Here is an 18,930-nt window from a genome sequence, read left to right on the forward strand (position 1 = left end):
CAGCGCTTTTCATTGCTGCCCGCCGTGTCAGTGGATGCGCATTATAGGGATGCGAAGAATTAACGCAAGCACTTTTTTAAGGTTTTTTTGATTATTTTCAAATTAGTACAATAACTATACAAATAAAGGGCTACAGAGGGGTTTTAGCTTAAAAAGCAGTCATTTTTTGAGGATGGAATGGTGTAGAAAAAGCGACATGCTTTAAATTAGCTATGTCGCTTTTTATCTTTATGGGTGAGATTAGTTAGTAGAAATTTCCCAAACAGCGATTGAACCCGAAATTTCATTGCCAACAACGAGCAATGCTTCATTCGTTGCACTTTGCTCTGCAGGTATAAATGCCATACCTTCAGGAGCAAGATCACCGGTTATATCTGCATCGGCTTCTAAACCACGATTAAAAAAGTAGTCTTGGAATGTCACGTTGTATGGATTAGTGATATCAAACACCATGATGCCGCCCATACGCTCTAGACCAATAAATGCAAATGTACGCTCACCAATTGTACCCAGTGCTAATGCTTCTGGCTCTGCACCTTTGTCATCAGAGCGACTATCACCGGCATTTTCATCTTCGTTATTGTTAAATGCTGCTCCGTGGACTGAAGCGGTAATACGTGAGATTTGATCGCCTGAATCAAAAACCACCATGCCGTTACTATCCCAGATAGTAAAAGAGCGAGCGCCGTATGCATAGAGTGACTCGTATTCACCATCGTTATCTTCATCACCTTTAACAGTGGTCACTTTTAAACGGCCAATATCATTATTGTCATTGTTAAGGTAATCAAAATTACTTGCTAGAGTTAAGTCTTTCGCTCTGGTCTCATCTATATATGATAAACAGCCGTCATCTTTATCGTAATCTAAACCACCTTTTGCTAAACAATCAGCTTCGTCGGTTGTGTTAAAGAAATATTCTCGTGCATCACCTTCATTGGCAGTAACAATGAAGTTTGCACCTTTCCAGGTAAAGCTTGAAATCGTATCAGGTTGATACATGCCATAGAGGCCTGGGTATGATTTAAAATTAACGCCACCGTCTTTATCTGATGCGTCAATCAATAAATTAGACCAATCTTTAAAACCTAAGCCTTTAAGCTCTAGACTATTATCTTCAAGATTGACGATAGCAAGGGCGTTATTTTCTTGTAGTGACACGTATGCAAACTTATTGTCTTTAGAAATACTGATGTATTCAGGCTCTAAATCCATAGCTACGGTTGTATTAATTAAATTACCGTTGATTGTACGGCCAGCCGGATTAGCAAATATAATCCCTCGCTCTTCAAGCTCTGCTTGTTTATCGTTGTAGGCAGAAAAGGTGATGCTAATCGCGGTATCAGCAATCACACCATCATTGATGTTTATCATGCTAATTGAGCCTTCAGGGTCAATACTGTAATCCCCATTAGGTTCACCTTCATTAGCAACAAGTACTTTATTACCATCATGGCTAAAGGTAACCATATCGGGTAGGGCACCTACAGTAACATTCTTAATAAACTGAGGCTCTTCGCCACTAATATCATAAAATGCGATTAATCCTTTATCACCCGTATTACTAGCTGCCATTGCTACAGCTAAAAGTTCATTATTAATATCAATAGCGATACTGTTTGCATCGCCAGCAGTGTGCTCATTAAGTGCAAGGGTAATGTCTGAATCTAAGTTAGTGCCGTTTATTACTCCTTCGTTATCTTTAACTAAAGCTGCACGGTCAAAACTATTGGCTTTTATGATATTCACAACGGCCGAATCACCCGAACTATTAATAGCGAAAATTCTTTTTTTTGATGGTTGATAGGCAACAATCTCTGCTGCACCTTCTGGGCTTTCTGCGTTGAGCACCGCACGGCCGATAAGATTTATACTTAACGCTGAATTTGCGTCTTCACCACTCGCTCCATCTTGCCCTGCAGGACCTTGCTCACCTTGCATACCATCTTTGCCGTCGTCACCGTCTAATGAGCAACCTGTAAGAATGGTTAAAAGTGATAGCGCAATAATTGATCTTTTTAACATTATTATTTTCCTTCGTATTGTATTAACGCAATTACAACACGCAGGCATTACAACTATATGGCACTTTGATGAGCACTAAATTGAGCCATAAAAAAAGCGAGTATAAACTCGCTTTCTATATAATATTAGTAGGGTAGCTCACTATTTTTTAGTTGGACGTTTCCAACCAGTTAAATTACGTTGTTTACCACGAGCGACTGCAAGCTGTTCGTCTTCAACTGTATTAGTGATAACAGAACCTGCGCCAATGGTTGCCATTGAGCCAATATTTACTGGTGCGACTAGTGATGAGTTTGAACCGATAAAGGCGTTATCACCGATAATGGTTTTTGATTTATTTACGCCATCATAGTTACAGGTAATAGTCCCTGCGCCAATATTTACTTTTTCACCAACTTCAGTGTCGCCTAAGTAGGTTAGATGATTTGCTTTTGAGCCTTTACCTAAGCGAGTTTTTTTCATCTCAACGAAGTTACCGATATGCGAGTCTTCTTCCATAATCGCACCAGGGCGAAGACGAGCGTAAGGCCCTAAAGTACATTTAGCCGCAACACTGGCTTCTTCAACAAGTGAGTTAGCTTTGATAACAACGTTATCGCCAATAGTACAGTCTTTAAGTACGCAGTTAGGACCAATCTGAACATTATTGCCGATTGTTACTTTGCCTTCGAAGATAACATTAACGTCGATTAGTACATCTTCACCAGTCGTTACTTCACCACGCACATCGATACGAGCCGGATCAGCAAGTGTTGCGCCGTTTAGCATTAACTCTTCTGCTTGCCATGCTTGATATGCACGTTCAAGCGCTGAAAGTTGTACGCGATTATTAGCGCCTTCAACTTCCATCGGATGCTCAGGCTGTGCCGAGGTGATTTCAACACCTTCACTGTGTGCCATCGCAACGATATCTGTAAGGTAGTACTCACCTTGGGCATTGTTGTTAGATAAGTTACCTAACCAACGTTTTAGTAACTCACCATTAGCAGCCATAATGCCGGTGTTGATTTCTTTAATTTCAAGTTGCTCAGGTGAGGCATCTTTTTGCTCAATGATACCTACCAGCTTGCCATTTTCACGAAGCATACGACCATAACCTGATGGGTCATCTAAAGTCACGGTCAATACAGCTAGGCCTTTTTTAGGTGTCACAGCAAGTAGCTTTTCTAAAGTGGCGCGTTTTGTTAGTGGCACATCACCGTAGAGAATCAATACGGTATCGTCATCGGCAATATGTTCTTTGGCAACAGCGACTGCATGGCCGGTACCAAGTTGCTCTTCTTGTAATACCCAATTTACTTGATTGTGCGATAGGGCAGCTTGTAGCTGTTCACGACCATGACCATAAACAAGGTTTGTTTCGCGAGCACCAAGTGCAGTGGCATTATCAATAACGTGCTGCACCATAGGTTTACCCGCAACTTTGTGAAGTACCTTTGGTAGAGCAGAGCGCATTCGGGTACCTTTACCCGCTGCTAGAATAACAGTAGTCAGAGACATTAAAACAATATCCTTCTTTCTTTGTTTTAGGTGTGCATGATGTTGTGAGATCTGAAAAAACAAACAAAGTAATGTAAGTCACATCATGTGTAAATACGCAATCCTAATGTGTAGGACTGAACCTTGAATGAAACAGCTATTCACTATTAATTCACACTATTGTAGCGAGCTTTGATGAAGGATATAAGTATAAAAATAGAATAGGGTGCAAAGCATCACATTTCAGGCACAAAAAAGCCCACGTTAAGTGGGCTTTTCGAAAACCGAGTAGGCTTACTTTTTGCGTAATTGTTGAATTACGCGAAGTTGAGCGATTGCTTCAGCAAGCTGTACTGCAGCTTGTTGGTAATCTAACTCAGCAGCTGACGTGTTCGCCATTTGCTCTTCAGCATCACGTTTCGCTTTTTCAGCCGCTTGTTCATCTAGATCTTCACCACGTACTGCAGTATCTGCAAGAATTGTGATGCGATCCGGTTGAACTTCTAGCGTGCCGCCAGCAATATACATCACGTCTTCGTGACCAAATTGCTTAACTAAACGTACCATACCAGGTTTTAGGGCAGTTAATAATGGAGCGTGGCCATAGTTAACACCAAGGTCACCTTCACTACCACTCACTTGAATCGATTCAACCAGACCAGAGAACAAGCTCTCTTCTGCGCTTACTACGTCAAGATGTACAGTCATAGCCGCCATACTACCCTCCTAATTACATGCTTTTGGCTTTTTCTTGAGCTTCTTCAATAGAGCCAACCATGTAGAACGCTTGCTCTGGCATATCATCAAACTCACCGTTTAAGATACCTTTGAAGCCAGCAATTGTGTCTTTAAGTGACACGTATTTACCAGGCGCGCCTGTGAATACCTCAGCAACGAAGAACGGCTGAGATAGGAAACGCTGGATTTTACGTGCACGAGATACAACTTGCTTATCTTCGTCAGAAAGCTCGTCCATACCTAGGATTGCGATGATGTCTTTAAGTTCTTTATAACGTTGAAGAACTGTTTGAACGCCACGCGCTGTATCATAGTGCTCTTGACCGATTACTAGTGGGTCAAGTTGACGTGAAGATGAATCAAGTGGGTCTACCGCAGGGTAGATACCAAGTGAAGCGATATCACGAGAAAGTACTACTGTTGCATCTAAGTGAGCAAACGTTGTTGCTGGAGATGGGTCAGTTAAGTCATCCGCAGGTACGTATACCGCTTGGATTGAAGTGATTGAACCCGTCTTAGTAGATGCGATACGCTCTTGAAGTACACCCATTTCTTCAGCAAGAGTTGGTTGGTAACCTACTGCTGAAGGCATACGACCTAGAAGTGCTGATACCTCTGTACCCGCTAGAGTATAACGGTAGATGTTATCAACGAAGAAAAGTACGTCACGACCTTCGTCACGGAACTTCTCAGCCATAGTAAGACCTGTTAACGCTACGCGTAAACGGTTACCCGGTGGCTCATTCATTTGACCGTATACTAGAGATACTTTGTCTAGTACGTTTGAGTCGTTCATCTCATGGTAGAAGTCATTACCCTCACGCGTACGCTCACCAACACCTGCGAATACTGAGTAACCGCTGTGCTCGATTGCGATGTTACGGATAAGTTCCATCATGTTTACGGTTTTACCAACACCGGCACCACCGAATAGACCAACTTTACCACCTTTAGCGAATGGACATACAAGGTCGATTACCTTGATACCAGTCTCTAAAAGTTCTACTGAATTTGATTGCTCTTCGTAAGAAGGTGCTGCACGGTGAATAGACATACGCTCTTCTTCACCAATTGGACCAGCTTCATCAATAGGGTTACCTAATACGTCCATGATACGACCTAGTGTCTTCGTACCTACTGGAACGTGAATTGGCTGACCTGTACCTTCTACTGAAGTACCACGACGTAAACCGTCAGTAGTACCAAGTGCGATACCACGTACCACACCGCCACCTAGCTGTTGTTGAACTTCTAAAGTTAAACCCGCTAAGTCGCCATCTGTTACTTTTAGTGCGTCATATACGGCTGGCACGTTGTCTTGTGGAAATTCGATATCCACAACGGCGCCGATAATTTGGACGACCTTACCTAAACTCATGTCTATTCCTCTCATTAAACTTTGCCGAAGCGTTAAACTGCTGCCGAACCGCCAACAATCTCACTAATTTCTTGTGTGATTGCAGCTTGACGAGCCTTGTTATAAACAAGCTGTAACTCATCCATAAGGTCGCCTGCGTTATCAGTTGCAGCTTTCATTGCAACCATACGGGCAGCCTGTTCAGAGGCAGCGTTCTCAACTACACCTTGGTATACTTGAGACTCAATAAAGCGTACTAACAGAGCTTCTAAAATCGCATCTGGGTTTGGCTCATATAAGTAATCCCAAGAATGTTGAGATACTTCTTCTTCAGCTTTTGGCAAAGGGAGTAACTGATCGATTGTTGGCTCTTGCTTCATAGTATTAACGAACTTGTTAAATACTACGTATAAGCGGTCAATTTTACCTTCAGAGTATGCATCTAGCATTGTCTTTACAGGACCAATAACGTCTTGTAGTGAAGGTGTATCTCCTAAGCTCGCTTTTTTAGCGACTAACTTACCGCCGAAACGTTGGAAAAAGCCAGCTGCTTTGCTACCTAAAGTAGTAAATTCAGCTTCAACGCCTTTTTCTTTCCACGCTTTAACGTCTAGGGCAACTTTTTTGAACTCGTTTGAGTTCAAGCCACCACATAGACCACGGTCAGTAGAGATAACAATATAACCAACTCGTTTTACTTCACGCTCTTCTAAGAAAGGGTGAGTAAAATCAAGATTTGCTTGAGCAACACGACCAATCACTTGGCGTAAGTTTTCAGCGTATGGACGGCTTGACGCCACACGTTCCTGCGCTTTTTTCATTTTAGACGCAGCAACCATTTCCATTGCGCTGGTGATCTTTTGAGTATTCTTGATACTCCCGATCTTGCTTTTAATCTCTTTTCCGCTGGCCATGACTCTCTCTCCGAATCAGGTGGGCTTTAGTTGCCTAAAGCTCACCATTCATAACTAAATTACCAAGTTTGCGTCGACTTGAACTTCTCTAGAAGTTCTTTAAGTTGAGCTTCAATCTCAGCGTTGTAGTTACCAGTTTCATTGATTTGAGCCATTAGCTCTGCGTATGTGCTGTTTGCATAAGAAATTAGGCCAGCTTCGAAATCCATGATTTTCGCGATTTCGATGTCTTTTAGGTAGCCTTTTTCAGCAGCAAATAGCGACAGAGACATTTCAGCAACAGACATTGGTGCGTACTGTTTCTGCTTCATTAACTCTGTTACGCGCTCACCATGCTCTAATTGAGCACGTGTTGCATCGTCAAGGTCAGACGCGAACTGCGAGAACGCAGCTAATTCACGGTACTGAGCTAACGCTAGACGGATACCACCACCTAGTTTCTTAACGATTTTAGTTTGCGCTGCACCACCAACACGAGATACCGAGATACCAGCGTTAACAGCTGGACGGATGCCTGAGTTGAATAAGTCAGTTTCTAAGAAGATCTGACCATCGGTGATAGAGATAACGTTTGTCGGTACGAACGCAGAAACGTCGCCGCCTTGAGTTTCAATGATTGGCAATGCCGTCAATGAACCTGTTTTACCTTTCACTTCACCATTAGTGAACTTCTCAACGTAATCAGCGTTTACACGTGATGCACGCTCTAGAAGACGTGAGTGAAGGTAGAATACGTCACCTGGGTATGCTTCACGACCTGGTGGACGCTTAAGTAGTAATGAGATTTGACGGTAAGCAACAGCTTGCTTAGATAAATCATCATATACGATTAGCGCGTCTTCACCACGGTCACGGAAGTATTCACCCATAGTACAACCAGAGAATGGTGCTAAGTACTGAAGTGCCGCAGATTCAGAAGCAGATGCAACAACAACGATAGTGTTTTCTAATGCACCGTGCTCTTCTAATTTACGTACTACGTTAGCGATTGTAGATGCTTTTTGACCAACTGCAACGTACACACACTTAACGCCTGTACCTTTTTGGTTGATGATAGCATCGATTGCTAATGCAGTTTTACCAGTTTGGCGGTCACCGATCACAAGCTCACGTTGACCACGACCTACTGGGATCATCGCATCGATAGATTTATAACCAGTTTGTACTGGCTCATCTACTGATTGACGTTCGATAACGCCTGGTGCGATTTTCTCAACAGGTTCAAAACCGTCGTTGTCTAAAGCGCCTTTACCATCGATAGGTGCACCTAGTGTGTTAACAACACGACCAAGTAGACCACGACCAACAGGAACCTCTAAGATACGACCAGTTGATTTAACTTTTACGCCTTCTTTAAGGTCAGCGTAAGGACCCATTACTACTGCACCTACTGAGTCACGCTCAAGGTTTAGTGCGATAGCATAACGGTTGCCAGGAAGCTCAATCATTTCACCTTGCATACAGTCAGCAAGACCGTGGATGCGGATGATACCGTCAGTAACAGATACAATAGTACCTTCGTTACGAGCTTCACTTACAACTTCGAACTGTTCAATACGTTGTTTGATCAGATCTGAAATTTCAGTGGAATTAAGTTGCATGCTCTTTTTCCCAATTACGATTGTAGTGATGTAGCTAAGCGGGCTAATTTGCCACGTACTGAGCCGTCGATTACAGTGTCACCCGCCTTGATAATAAGGCCGCCAACCACTGTAGTATCTTCACTACAATTCAGCTTAACTTTGCGTGCGAAACGTTTTTCAAGTGCCGCTACCAATGATACTTGCTGCTCAGCAGCAAGCGGTGTTGCAGAAACCACATCAACGTCGATTTCTTTGTCGTAGTCCGCTTTTAATTCAGCGAATAACTCTGCAACAGCTGGCAGTGCAACTAAACGTCCATTTTCAGCCATCACCTTGATTAGGTTCTGACCTTGTTCGTTGAGCTGCTCTGCACAGATCTTGATAAACAGATCTGCTTTTTCAGTAGCAGTAGGCAATCCAGCTAGCGCGGCAGCGGCTTGCTCATTGCTGGCAACTTGGCCAGCAAAGAACAGCATGTCGTTCCAACTTTCAACAGTGCCTTTTTCAACGGCAAGTTCAAAAGCCGCTTTAGCGTATGGGCGAGCGATAGTAGCCAATTCAGACATGCTCATACCCTCCTAATTACAGCTCAGCGACAAGTTTTTCAACGATGTCACTGTGTGCGGCTTGATTGATTTCGCGCTCTAAAATCTTCTCAGCACCAACCACGGCCAGCGTCGCTACTTGTTTACGTAGTTCTTCTGTTACACGGTTACGCTCTGCTTCGATTTCAGAGTGCCCTTGAGCAATAATTTTTTCACGCTCTTGTTGACCACGAACAGTTTCTTCGTCAACGATAAGCGTGGCACGCTTTTTAGCTTGTTCAATGATATCAGCCGCTTGAGCTTTTGCCTCTTTAAGCTGCTCAGCAGCTTTCTTTTGCGCAAGTTCTAAGTCTTTTTCGGCTCTATCAGAGGCAGCTAAACCATCTTCGATTTTCTTCTGGCGAGCTTCAATTGCACCATTTAGTGGTGGCCATACGTATTTCATACAGAAAAGTACGAAAACCGTAAATGCAATTAATTCACCGATAAGAGTGGCTGTTAAGTTCACGACCGCTCCTCCTTAAAATAGTAAGCTGTTCAAAAAATAATATTAAAGTACGAACAACAATACCATTGCGATACCAACACCGATCATAGCTACAGCATCGATTAGACCAGCAAGGATGAACATCTTAACTTGTAATGAAGGTGCAAGTTCAGGTTGACGAGCACAAGCTTCTAGGAATTTACCACCCATGTTACCGAAGCCGATAGCAGTACCGATTGCACCGAAGCCGATAAGTAGAGCAACAGCGATATACTTAAGACCAATCATTAGTTCCATTTTTTTCTCCAAAGTTTCAATTGTAAATTAAAGTTAAAATTTAAAAGTGTATAAAATTAGTGATTATCTGAGCTTGCCATGCTTAGGTAAACGATTGTTAGCATCATGAATACGAATGCTTGCAGTACGATTACTAAGATGTGGAATACAGCCCAAATAAAGTGCAACGGTAGTTGCATTAAACCAACTGCGCCGATCAAGATGAAAATCAACTCACCAGCATATAAGTTACCGAATAAACGCAGCGCTAACGAGAACGGCTTAGCTACTAAAGCGATTGTTTCTAGTAATAAGTTACACGGGATTAAAAACACCATCGCTAGCTTGTTATTTGAGCTGAATGGGTGAAGCGTAAGTTCTGCTAAGAAACCGCCAATCCCTTTGATTTTGATTGCGTAACCGATCATCAGAATGAATACGCCAATAGCAAGTGCAGCAGTCATGTTGATGTCTGTTGTTGGTACAATCTTCATGTAAACGTCGTGAGAATCCATACCGAATGCTTGTTCACCAACGAAGCCAGCGAATGCAGGTAGGAAATCAACCGGAATTAAGTCCATTAAGTTCATTAAGAACACCCAAACGAAAATCGTTAGAGCTAATGGAGCGATTAGGGCACTTTTACCGTGGTAAGTATCGCGTACGTTGTCGCCAACGAACTCAACGATCATTTCAATGAAACACTGAAATTTACCAGGTACACCGGTATTTGCTTTTTTAGCGGCACTACGGAAGATCCATAAAAATACAAGACCTAAACCGATTGACCATGCGAGGGTATCTATATTCCATGTCCAGAAACCACTGTCTGCACACGCTTTGTTGAAGGCAAGACCAGCGTCGGTCGAGCACATCTTAGCGTTAGTTAAGTGGTGCTGAATATGGCTTGATAGAGTTACTTCTTCTGCAGCCATGTTATATCCCAAAAGTTAATGATTAAAAAAAACGGGCGCAAACAATCCGCAAAATAACACCAATACATAAACACAGAAAAACGGTAACAAAATGACCGTGTAAGACTTCAGTATCAGTGCGAACAACACGATTGTTAGCATAAATTTTAATCCGTTGCCGCGCTTTAGCGAGGCATACACTTGATTTACTCGACTTGCACCCACATATCTGAATGCATAGACGGCAAATACAAAATTAGGGAGTATTGCTACAGCCCCGCCAGCAACTGCTGACTGGCCGGCATTGACTCCCCAACCTATAAAAACAACTACTGCAGCGATGAGCGCTACGATACCCTGAAGACAAATTAATTTAAATGCGGCAAGCCTATAAGGCTTTGCTAACTTATTAGTCACGTTTTATTAACCTTGTAAACGTTCAAATTGTCAGGGTATGAAAACTGGCGAAATTATACTGATTCCTACCAGTTTTGCAACTTGAGTCGACCCTTTGTAGTGCAAAAACACCACAAATGTCTCTTTTTGGACATGTTATTAATTAATGACGGGAATAGTCTTAATTTATACGGCTTAAAATGCCATCTAGCTCATCAAGTGTTGTATACGAAATAACCAGCTTTCCCTTGCCTTTTTTATTGTAGTTTATTTCTACTTTTGCGCCTAAATTTTCAGCAAGTTTTTGTTCTAACTGTTTGACATCAGGATCTTTTTCTTGCACTTCTTTTTTTGGCGCTGGTTCTAAAATAGAACGCACTAGCTTTTCGGTTTCGCGAACAGTTAACGCTTTAGCTACTGCTAGTCGTGCTGCATCTGATTGCGCTTCACCTTCAAGGCCTAATAAACAGCGTGCATGGCCCATTTCAATATCACCATGTTCTAACAATATTTTTACATCTTCATTTAAATTATTTAAGCGAAGCAAATTTGTTACTGTTGTACGAGACTTGCCAACCGCTTCGGCGACCTGTTGATGGGTAAGTTCAAACTCATTTAGCAAACGATTTAATGCAATCGCTTCTTCCATCGCATTTAAGTCTTCACGTTGAATATTTTCAATAAGTGCAATAGCTACCGCAGCTTCATCGGGTACATCTTTGATGATACACGGTACGGTGTCTAATTTTGCTAATTGTGCAGCACGCCAACGACGCTCACCTGCAATAATTTCGTATTTATCTGCACCAATTTGGCGCACAACGATTGGCTGAATAATACCTTGGGCACGAATTGAGCTGGCTAACTCTTCAAGTGCTTCTTCAGACATGTCTTTACGTGGTTGATATTTACCCGATTGTAAAAACTCTATCGCTAGCTTTTGCAGTTCACCATTTTTTTGCTCAGCAACTACCTCAGAGACTTGCTCTGGTGTGGTTGTCGCTTGTTGCTGATTATTTGCACTTTGGGCTGGTTTTGATGAACTTAATAAAGCGTCGAGTCCTCGGCCTAAACCGCGTTTTTTAGCAGACATGTTATTTTTTTACCTCGAAGTTAGGCTACTGCTGAAGATGTTTTCTCTTTTCTACGTAACATTTCGCCGGCTAGGGCTAAGTATGCTTTAGCGCCACTTGATGCACGGTCATAATACATGGCAGGGGCACCAAAGCTCGGCGCTTCTGCTAAACGGACATTACGTGGGATAACGGTACGATATACTTTATCGCCAAAATGTTGTTTTAGTTGTTCAGATACGTCATTTGCAAGGCGATTGCGCGGATCATACATGGTGCGCAAAATCCCTTCAATTGTTAACGCTGGATTTACTAACTTAGAAAGTTGCGTAATGGTATCCATTAACGCCGTTAAACCTTCAAGGGCATAGTACTCACATTGCATTGGAACTAAAATTGAATCTGCGGCAGCCATTGCATTAACAGTCAGCATATTTAGTGAAGGCGGGCAGTCAATAAAAATGAAGTCGTATTGATCTTGAATTTTTTCTAACGCATTACGTAAACGTACTTCGCGAGCAAACAATTCCATTAATTTAACTTCAGCGGCAGTCACATCACCATTAGCAGCAATTAAGTGGTACTCACCAGAGGTTTCTTTATTGATGACTTCTTCGATTGGTGTCTCTTCAATCAATAAATCGTAAATAGTCGCAACATCACCATATTTATCGACACCGCTCCCCATGGTTGCGTTACCTTGCGGATCAAGATCGATTAATAACACTTTACGCTTCGTCGCGGCCATCGATGCCGCGAGATTCACAGCGGTGGTTGTTTTACCAACACCACCTTTTTGGTTTGCTAATGCGATGACTTTTGCCACAGTGCTCTGATCCCTAGTCTTTAGATAGAATGATTAGATGTCTTTGCGCATCTAACTCAGGTACTTCCAAGCTGATTTTTTCGTCAAACTTAATACCTTTAGGTAATGAGTCTAGTTCTTCGCTCGGAAATACGCCTTTTAAAGCGATAAATTTGCCTGAATGATCAATCAAGTGCGCACACCAGTCAACCATATCTTGTAAAGAGGCGAATGCACGACTTAATACACCATCTAATTTAACACTTGGTTGATATTCTTCAACTCTAGACTGCACTGGGGTTACATTTTCAAGGCCAAGTGCATGTTTTACCTGCATCAAAAAGCGTACGCGCTTACCTAAACTATCTAACAAAATAAATTGTGTATCAGGTAGGGCGATAGCTAATACGATACCCGGTAAACCAGGACCCGTTCCTACATCGATGTAATGTTTGCCTTTAAGGTGTGGTGCAACAACTAAGCTATCCATAATGTGCTTAACCATCATCTCTTCAGGTAAACGAACAGAGGTTAAATTATACGCTTTGTTCCACTTGTCTAATAATTCAACATATTGCACAAGTTGTTGTTGCTGTTTTTCTGTTAGCGCAATTTCAGTTTGCGCTAACAGTGAAGTTAATTGTTGTTGTAACACTGTATTCCTCACCAACTACGCAGTCTTGCGCAGTAAGCCTTGCTTTTTCAGATAGACTAATAATAGCGAAATAGCAGCAGGGGTGATACCTGAAATACGCGATGCTTGGCCAATTGTATCTGGACGACTATCAGTAAGCTTCGCAATAACCTCATTTGATAAACCAGAAACAGTAGAATAATCAAAGTCTTTTGGTAATACAGTTTGTTCATGACGCAATTGCTTATTGATCTCGTCTTGTTGGCGAGCAATGTAACCTGCGTATTTAGTATGAATTTCAACTTGCTCAAGTGCAGCTTGGTTATCAAACTCAGAACCTAAACCATCGATCGCCATTAAATCGGTATAACGAATTTCAGGACGGCGGATCAGATCTTCAAGGCTCGCTTCACGAGTCAGTGGCGTTTTTAATAACGCATTTACTTGATCGACAGCAACGTGATCTTTGTGGATCCACGTTTCTTTTAAACGTTGCGTTTCTTTTTCGATGATTTCCATTTTTTCGTTAAAGGCAGCCCAACGAGCATCATCAACTAAACCAAGTTCACGACCTTTTGCAGTTAAACGAATATCAGCATTGTCTTCACGAAGTAATAAACGGTATTCAGCACGGCTAGTAAACATACGGTACGGTTCTTTAGTACCTAATGTTGCTAGATCGTCAATTAGTACACCTGTGTATGCTTCATCACGGCGTGGTGTCCAAGACTCTTTACCTTGTACTTGTAATGCCGCGTTCATACCAGCAATTAAGCCTTGTGCGCCAGCTTCTTCATAACCCGTTGTACCATTGATTTGGCCTGCGAAGAATAAACCATTAATAAACTTAGTTTCTAATGACTGTTTTAAGTCGCGCGGATCAAAGAAATCATATTCAATTGCGTAACCAGGACGACAAATATGTGCATTTTCAAAACCAGTGATTGATTGCACAATTTCAAGTTGTACATCAAACGGTAAACTCGTCGAGATACCATTTGGATATAATTCGTATGATGTTAAACCTTCTGGTTCAACAAAGATTTGATGTTTGTCTTTATCAGCAAAACGTACGATCTTATCTTCAATTGAAGGGCAGTAACGAGGACCAATACCTTCAATAACACCTGAATACATAGGTGAACGATGTAGGTTGTTGCGGATCACATCATGAGTTTTTTCATTTGTATAGGTGATGTAGCACGGGATCTGCTGTGGGTGATCTGACTGTTTACCCATAAACGAGAATACCGGCGTTGGAGTATCACCTGGCTGTTCTTGCATCTTGCTAAAATCAACAGTGCGTGCATCAATACGAGGAGGCGTGCCTGTTTTTAAGCGATCAACACGAAATGGTAATTCACGCAAGCGCTCTGCAAGTGCAATTGAAGGTGGATCACCAGCACGACCCCCTTTGAAATTCTCTAAACCAATATGGATCTGACCACCTAAAAAAGTACCTACAGTAAGTACAACTGATGGGGCACTAAAACGAAGACCCATTTGTGTTACCACACCCATTACACGATCGCCTTCAACAATCAGATCGTCACATGATTGCTGGAAGATCTTTAAATTTTCTTGATGTTGTAAAGTGTGTTGGATAGCGGCTTTATACAAAGCACGGTCAGCTTGTGCACGTGTAGCACGAACAGCAGGGCCTTTAGATGAGTTTAAAGTACGAAATTGAATACCGCCTTTATCGATTGCTTGCGCCATAGCACCACCTAGAGCATCGATCTCTTTTACTAAATGGCCTTTACCAATACCGCCAATTGCCGGGTTACAAGACATTTGACCAAGGGTATCCATATTATGAGTTAGCAATAGGGTATTCATGCCCATGCGAGCAGATGCTAATGCAGCTTCAGTACCTGCATGTCCACCACCTACAACAATAACATCAAAACGTTCGTGAAAAATCATTTATGGGATCCTACTTAATCGACCAGCAAAACTTTGTAAAGGGAGCGTATTCTACCTAGAAATTTAGAGAAGATAAATGATTAAACAGTACTCAAGATCTAAGTGGGTGATCTCTAATAATATAAAGGATCTTTTAAAGAGATCTTTTATTACTTTTACTACTAGTAACGGCTAGATCTGTTGATAATGTTTGCTTTACTATTTAAAACATGATCTTAACGCAGATCTAAAGGTGTTAATATGATCGGATCTTACGGGGAACAAGCTTTGATCAAAAGGCCTATTTATACACAGGGCAATATCGGGTGGATCTTATCCAAGGGATAAACTACCTTAAAATCGCAGTTAGATCAGTGTTTATCCACAATTCGATCTAAATTATCAGTAAATTGTTGATAACTTTTAAAACACGATCATCATCGATCGGCTTAATTAAGTCCCACAGCTTCGATCCAGCTTGGCAACCAAGCTAATGCTGTGTCCTCGGGTAGTTCTTCATCAAGAATATTAAGCTCTAAGCGCGTTGCCACGCGTGTTGCACCTTTACTTGCTAATAACTCATCTAGGTTACGAGCTGCATAGTTATAGGTGTCGTAACTGGTGTCACCCAAACCGACCACACTGTAGTTTAATTCTTTTAGATCAACTTGTTGGTTAATAGACTCAACAAATGGCAGTAGGTTCTCTGGGTAGTCTCCCGCGCCGTATGTAGAAGTACATAACAACCAAATAGTATCTTGCTGATCAATATCATCAAATACAGGCTGTTCATGAAGCTGGACTTGGATCCCTTGTTGTTCAAGGGCTTCTGCTAGTTGCTCTGCCACGTATTCTGCAGATCCCATTTGGCTGCCAACGATGATATTTACTGATTGCATGTGATTGATCATGTATAGAAATAAGTGGCCACATGATAACTAAGTTAGGGTGTGAGTAAAGCGTTGAATTACGAACTGAATAAGTTTTTATGGTTAAAATACGTACTTAAACTTATTTGTTTTTACAATTTGCTGTTTTTAATAGTTTTTTTTAATTTTTAGCGAGTTTAACCCTTTGATCAAGCTGTTAATAATTTTGGGGAAAGTTCTGATCAAGTTTGATTTTGTAAACTGTATAACTTTGCTAAGTTATTGATCTTTAGCTGTCGCAAAGAGAAAGGTTGGTTAGATCTGTGAGTCGTGCTGAGTGTGATCGTTTTGTGGATAGATCGCTTGTTGATAACGATCGGTTTGTAAATTGTGATCAATAAAATAGATCGAAAAAAACTTAAAACAGCACATATAAAGGCCGTTTTTAAGAAAATTAATTATAAAAAATGGCTGTTGATCATCAGCGAGCTCAAATATCAGCGATTTTTTATGATCAAATCAGCTTTCAGATCTAAAAATACCCCAAATGTGGATAACATTTTTAGACAAACTCGATCTTAAAAGCTGTTTTGATCTGATTTTTTTGTTTACGAAGTTAACTTTCGAGCTGAATTAAGGTGCTTTTAATTGTATTACCCACTAGATCATAGAGCGAATTACCCAATGAAAAACGTTTAGCGCCACCAGCGAAAGCCGCTTTTGCTGAGTTAAAATTGCTCATTGCCATCACATTTAGTGGCATATCTATCGCGTTTGTTAAGCTGGTTATGTGCTCTATGTTAGTTAAGCCGGGCACAAACAGACCGTCTGCACCTGCATTTTGATACGCTTTTGCTCGCTTTAATGTTGCTTGAAAAGGGGAGTCACTAACAAAGTAGGTATCGGTTCTGGCGTTTATAAATAAACCACCGAAGCCATTTTCGTTAAGTACTTTCTTTATTTCACTAATAATAGTGCATTGCTGTTCGATAGATCTCAGTGCGTTAGTGTCTTTATCTGAGTCCTCTATGTTGATGCCTACAACTCCTAATCTTGCTAACGCTAAAACGTTTTCGCTAATTTGCAGCGGATCGTTACTGTAGCCTGATTCTATATCGACAGAGAGTGGAATATGAAGGTGTTCGGTTAAGCTTTTAACCAGTGCTAATTGAGTTTTAAAAGAGATGTTTTCACCATCAGCTAATCCTAAACTTGCCGCAATACCCCAGCTAGTTGTTGCTACAGCTTTAGCTCCCGCAGCTTGGATGAATTGTGCTGAACTAAGATCCCACGCATTAGCAAGTATAAAGCCGCTTTGCTGGTGGTGTAATTGGTGAAAGAGTTGATATTTGTCCATGATGTCCTCCGTTTAATGACATCACTAGACTAATTGAAATTGAGTTTAATACTGGCTGGTTTCGGCCCTGAACCGATAATTGATTGCTGGATTAAAAATAAAAAAGAGCCTTGCGACTCTTTTTTATAATATTGATGACCGGAATTTATTTACCGATACAGAACGAACTAAAGATTTTCCCTAGCAAGTCATCAGAAGTAAATTCACCCGTTATCTCATTTAAGAACTGTTGAGTTAGGCGTAACTCTTCAGCCAAGATCTCACCAGCAATATGCATCTCTAGTTGCTCTTTACCGGTGTTTAAATGATAGGCTGCGTGGTCCAGTGCATCTAAGTGACGACGGCGTGCCATAAAGCCACCTTCAGTTGCCCCTTGAAAACCTATACATGCCTTTAAGTGAGTACGAACTAACTCTATACCTTCAGCATTTTTAGCACTTAAACGGATCACAGGATATTGATCATGCTCATCCATACCGACACTTTCGCCGGAAATATCGGCTTTATTACGGATCACAGTAACACCCATTCCCTCTGGTAACTTGGCCATAAACTCTGGCCAAATATCATGGGGATCAGTGGCTGATGTATCTGTGCCGTCTAACATAAATAGTACGCGATCGGCTTGGTTAATTTCGTCCCATGCGCGCTCAATACCAATTTGCTCTACTTTATCTGGGCTTTCACGTAGGCCTGCGGTATCAATAATATGCAGTGGCATACCATCAATGTGGATATGTTCACGTAATACGTCACGTGTTGTACCTGCTATTTCGGTAACGATGGCTGCATCACGGCCAGCTAATGCATTGAGTAGACTTGATTTACCAGCGTTAGGGCGACCCGCAATAACAACACGCATACCTTCACGCATGATGCTACCTTGTTTAGCTTGCTGAGTTACATTATCGAGTTGCTCAATAATGGCATCAAGATCTGCTGAAACTTTACCGTCTGATAAAAAGTCGATTTCTTCATCAGGAAAATCAATCGCGGCTTCTACATACATACGTAGGTGAATGACTTTTTCCACCAGCGTTTCGATATGTTTAGAAAATTCACCTTGCAGTGATTGTAGGGCGCTTTTTGCTGCCTGTTCACTGGTTGCATTGATAAGGTCAGCAATTGCCTCTGCTTGAGTTAAATCAAGCTTGTCATTCATAAATGCGCGCTCAGAGAACTCACCCGGTTTTGCTAAACGTACACCGTCAATTTGGCTAATTTCTTTTAATAGCATATCAAGTACAACAGGGCCGCCATGACCTTGTAGTTCAAGTACGTCTTCACCGGTAAATGAATTTGGACCTTGAAAGTAAATAGCAATACCTTGGTCAAGCTGTTCACCGCTCAAGCTTTTAAATGGCACATAGTCTGCGTAACGTGTTTTAGGACAACGGCCAATAATGTGCTCTGCCACTGTTTTAGCTAAGCTGCCAGAGACGCGAATAATACCAACCCCACCACGTCCTGGTGCGGTCGCTTGTGCTGCAATTGTGTCTTGATTAATCATGCGATGAAATAATGCCACTAAAAGAATGAATGCTGGCTCTATTGTAACCTATGGCTTAATTTC

General features: G+C 41.6%; 18 protein-coding genes. All 18 read right to left on the reverse strand.

From position 1 onward, the window contains the following. Nucleotides 1-240 precede the first annotated feature (240 nt). Complete coding sequence (locus QL229_RS17420; RefSeq protein ID WP_281547234.1) at nt 241-2,025, reverse strand: choice-of-anchor I family protein; 1,785 nt, start codon at nt 2,023-2,025, stop codon at nt 241-243. 141 nt (nt 2,026-2,166) lie between these two features. Then, entirely contained in the window at nt 2,167-3,525 is a 1,359-nt protein-coding gene (glmU, locus tag QL229_RS17425) for a bifunctional UDP-N-acetylglucosamine diphosphorylase/glucosamine-1-phosphate N-acetyltransferase GlmU (protein WP_138557633.1), read from the reverse strand. A 273-nt stretch (nt 3,526-3,798) separates the two neighbouring features. Beyond that, nucleotides 3,799-4,221, reverse strand: coding sequence for a F0F1 ATP synthase subunit epsilon (locus QL229_RS17430; RefSeq protein ID WP_135923073.1), 423 nt, complete (start codon nt 4,219-4,221; stop codon nt 3,799-3,801). A gap of 13 nt (nt 4,222-4,234) precedes the next feature. After that, complete coding sequence (gene atpD / locus QL229_RS17435) at nt 4,235-5,620, reverse strand: F0F1 ATP synthase subunit beta (RefSeq protein WP_138557632.1); 1,386 nt, start codon at nt 5,618-5,620, stop codon at nt 4,235-4,237. Between the two features lie 32 nt (nt 5,621-5,652). After that, nucleotides 5,653-6,513 (reverse strand): F0F1 ATP synthase subunit gamma, encoded by an 861-nt coding sequence (gene atpG / locus QL229_RS17440; RefSeq protein WP_235384038.1) that lies wholly within the window; start codon nt 6,511-6,513, stop codon nt 5,653-5,655. A 59-nt stretch (nt 6,514-6,572) separates the two neighbouring features. Beyond that, nucleotides 6,573-8,114: a F0F1 ATP synthase subunit alpha gene (atpA, locus tag QL229_RS17445; RefSeq protein WP_054554809.1), complete on the reverse strand. Its 1,542-nt coding sequence runs from the start codon at nt 8,112-8,114 to the stop codon at nt 6,573-6,575. Between the two features lie 14 nt (nt 8,115-8,128). After that, the gene (atpH, locus tag QL229_RS17450) at nt 8,129-8,662 is read right to left on the reverse strand and encodes a F0F1 ATP synthase subunit delta (protein WP_135923074.1); all 534 of its coding nucleotides are present in this window, start codon (nt 8,660-8,662) and stop codon (nt 8,129-8,131) included. Nucleotides 8,663-8,678: 16 nt separating this feature from the next. Continuing rightward, the gene (gene atpF, locus QL229_RS17455; RefSeq protein WP_054554807.1) at nt 8,679-9,149 is read right to left on the reverse strand and encodes a F0F1 ATP synthase subunit B; all 471 of its coding nucleotides are present in this window, start codon (nt 9,147-9,149) and stop codon (nt 8,679-8,681) included. A gap of 42 nt (nt 9,150-9,191) precedes the next feature. After that, nucleotides 9,192-9,425, reverse strand: coding sequence for a F0F1 ATP synthase subunit C (gene atpE / locus QL229_RS17460; protein WP_010561330.1), 234 nt, complete (start codon nt 9,423-9,425; stop codon nt 9,192-9,194). A 56-nt stretch (nt 9,426-9,481) separates the two neighbouring features. After that, entirely contained in the window at nt 9,482-10,339 is an 858-nt protein-coding gene (gene atpB, locus QL229_RS17465) for a F0F1 ATP synthase subunit A (RefSeq protein WP_054554806.1), read from the reverse strand. Between the two features lie 15 nt (nt 10,340-10,354). Continuing rightward, the gene (locus QL229_RS17470) at nt 10,355-10,735 is read right to left on the reverse strand and encodes an ATP synthase subunit I (protein ID WP_135923075.1); all 381 of its coding nucleotides are present in this window, start codon (nt 10,733-10,735) and stop codon (nt 10,355-10,357) included. Between the two features lie 160 nt (nt 10,736-10,895). Next, nucleotides 10,896-11,807: a ParB/RepB/Spo0J family partition protein gene (locus QL229_RS17475; RefSeq protein ID WP_135923076.1), complete on the reverse strand. Its 912-nt coding sequence runs from the start codon at nt 11,805-11,807 to the stop codon at nt 10,896-10,898. A 20-nt stretch (nt 11,808-11,827) separates the two neighbouring features. Further along, on the reverse strand, nt 11,828-12,613 hold the full coding sequence (locus QL229_RS17480) for a ParA family protein (RefSeq protein ID WP_063701404.1): 786 nt from the start codon (nt 12,611-12,613) through the stop codon (nt 11,828-11,830). 13 nt (nt 12,614-12,626) lie between these two features. Next, nucleotides 12,627-13,247, reverse strand: coding sequence for a 16S rRNA (guanine(527)-N(7))-methyltransferase RsmG (gene rsmG, locus QL229_RS17485; protein WP_135923077.1), 621 nt, complete (start codon nt 13,245-13,247; stop codon nt 12,627-12,629). A 15-nt stretch (nt 13,248-13,262) separates the two neighbouring features. After that, nucleotides 13,263-15,152 (reverse strand): tRNA uridine-5-carboxymethylaminomethyl(34) synthesis enzyme MnmG, encoded by a 1,890-nt coding sequence (gene mnmG / locus QL229_RS17490; RefSeq protein WP_138557631.1) that lies wholly within the window; start codon nt 15,150-15,152, stop codon nt 13,263-13,265. A 428-nt stretch (nt 15,153-15,580) separates the two neighbouring features. Continuing rightward, on the reverse strand, nt 15,581-16,030 hold the full coding sequence (gene mioC, locus QL229_RS17495; protein ID WP_281547235.1) for an FMN-binding protein MioC: 450 nt from the start codon (nt 16,028-16,030) through the stop codon (nt 15,581-15,583). A gap of 586 nt (nt 16,031-16,616) precedes the next feature. Further along, nucleotides 16,617-17,357: an isocitrate lyase/phosphoenolpyruvate mutase family protein gene (locus QL229_RS17500; RefSeq protein WP_281547236.1), complete on the reverse strand. Its 741-nt coding sequence runs from the start codon at nt 17,355-17,357 to the stop codon at nt 16,617-16,619. A gap of 145 nt (nt 17,358-17,502) precedes the next feature. After that, nucleotides 17,503-18,867 carry a tRNA uridine-5-carboxymethylaminomethyl(34) synthesis GTPase MnmE gene (gene mnmE, locus QL229_RS17505; RefSeq protein ID WP_138557628.1) on the reverse strand — a complete coding sequence of 455 codons (1,365 nt, stop codon included), beginning with the start codon at nt 18,865-18,867 and terminating at the stop codon, nt 17,503-17,505. Between the last annotated feature and the right edge of the window lie 63 nt (nt 18,868-18,930).

Origin of the sequence: Pseudoalteromonas sp. PAR1 (assembly GCF_947311895.1) — a bacterium.
GTDB lineage: Bacteria > Pseudomonadota > Gammaproteobacteria > Enterobacterales > Alteromonadaceae > Pseudoalteromonas > Pseudoalteromonas lipolytica_C.

Coding starts and splice junctions, on each gene's coding strand:
- mnmG (WP_138557631.1), bottom strand. CDS start 15,152: ATGATTTTTCACGAACGTTTTGATGTTATTGTTGTAGGTGGTGGACAT.
- QL229_RS17475 (WP_135923076.1), bottom strand. CDS start 11,807: ATGTCTGCTAAAAAACGCGGTTTAGGCCGAGGACTCGACGCTTTATTA.
- atpE (WP_010561330.1), bottom strand. CDS start 9,425: ATGGAACTAATGATTGGTCTTAAGTATATCGCTGTTGCTCTACTTATC.
- atpB (WP_054554806.1), bottom strand. CDS start 10,339: ATGGCTGCAGAAGAAGTAACTCTATCAAGCCATATTCAGCACCACTTA.
- QL229_RS17500 (WP_281547236.1), bottom strand. CDS start 17,357: ATGGACAAATATCAACTCTTTCACCAATTACACCACCAGCAAAGCGGC.
- mnmE (WP_138557628.1), bottom strand. CDS start 18,867: ATGATTAATCAAGACACAATTGCAGCACAAGCGACCGCACCAGGACGT.
- QL229_RS17430 (WP_135923073.1), bottom strand. CDS start 4,221: ATGGCGGCTATGACTGTACATCTTGACGTAGTAAGCGCAGAAGAGAGC.
- atpD (WP_138557632.1), bottom strand. CDS start 5,620: ATGAGTTTAGGTAAGGTCGTCCAAATTATCGGCGCCGTTGTGGATATC.
- atpA (WP_054554809.1), bottom strand. CDS start 8,114: ATGCAACTTAATTCCACTGAAATTTCAGATCTGATCAAACAACGTATT.
- QL229_RS17420 (WP_281547234.1), bottom strand. CDS start 2,025: ATGTTAAAAAGATCAATTATTGCGCTATCACTTTTAACCATTCTTACA.
- atpH (WP_135923074.1), bottom strand. CDS start 8,662: ATGTCTGAATTGGCTACTATCGCTCGCCCATACGCTAAAGCGGCTTTT.
- atpG (WP_235384038.1), bottom strand. CDS start 6,513: ATGGCCAGCGGAAAAGAGATTAAAAGCAAGATCGGGAGTATCAAGAAT.
- glmU (WP_138557633.1), bottom strand. CDS start 3,525: ATGTCTCTGACTACTGTTATTCTAGCAGCGGGTAAAGGTACCCGAATG.
- mioC (WP_281547235.1), bottom strand. CDS start 16,030: ATGCAATCAGTAAATATCATCGTTGGCAGCCAAATGGGATCTGCAGAA.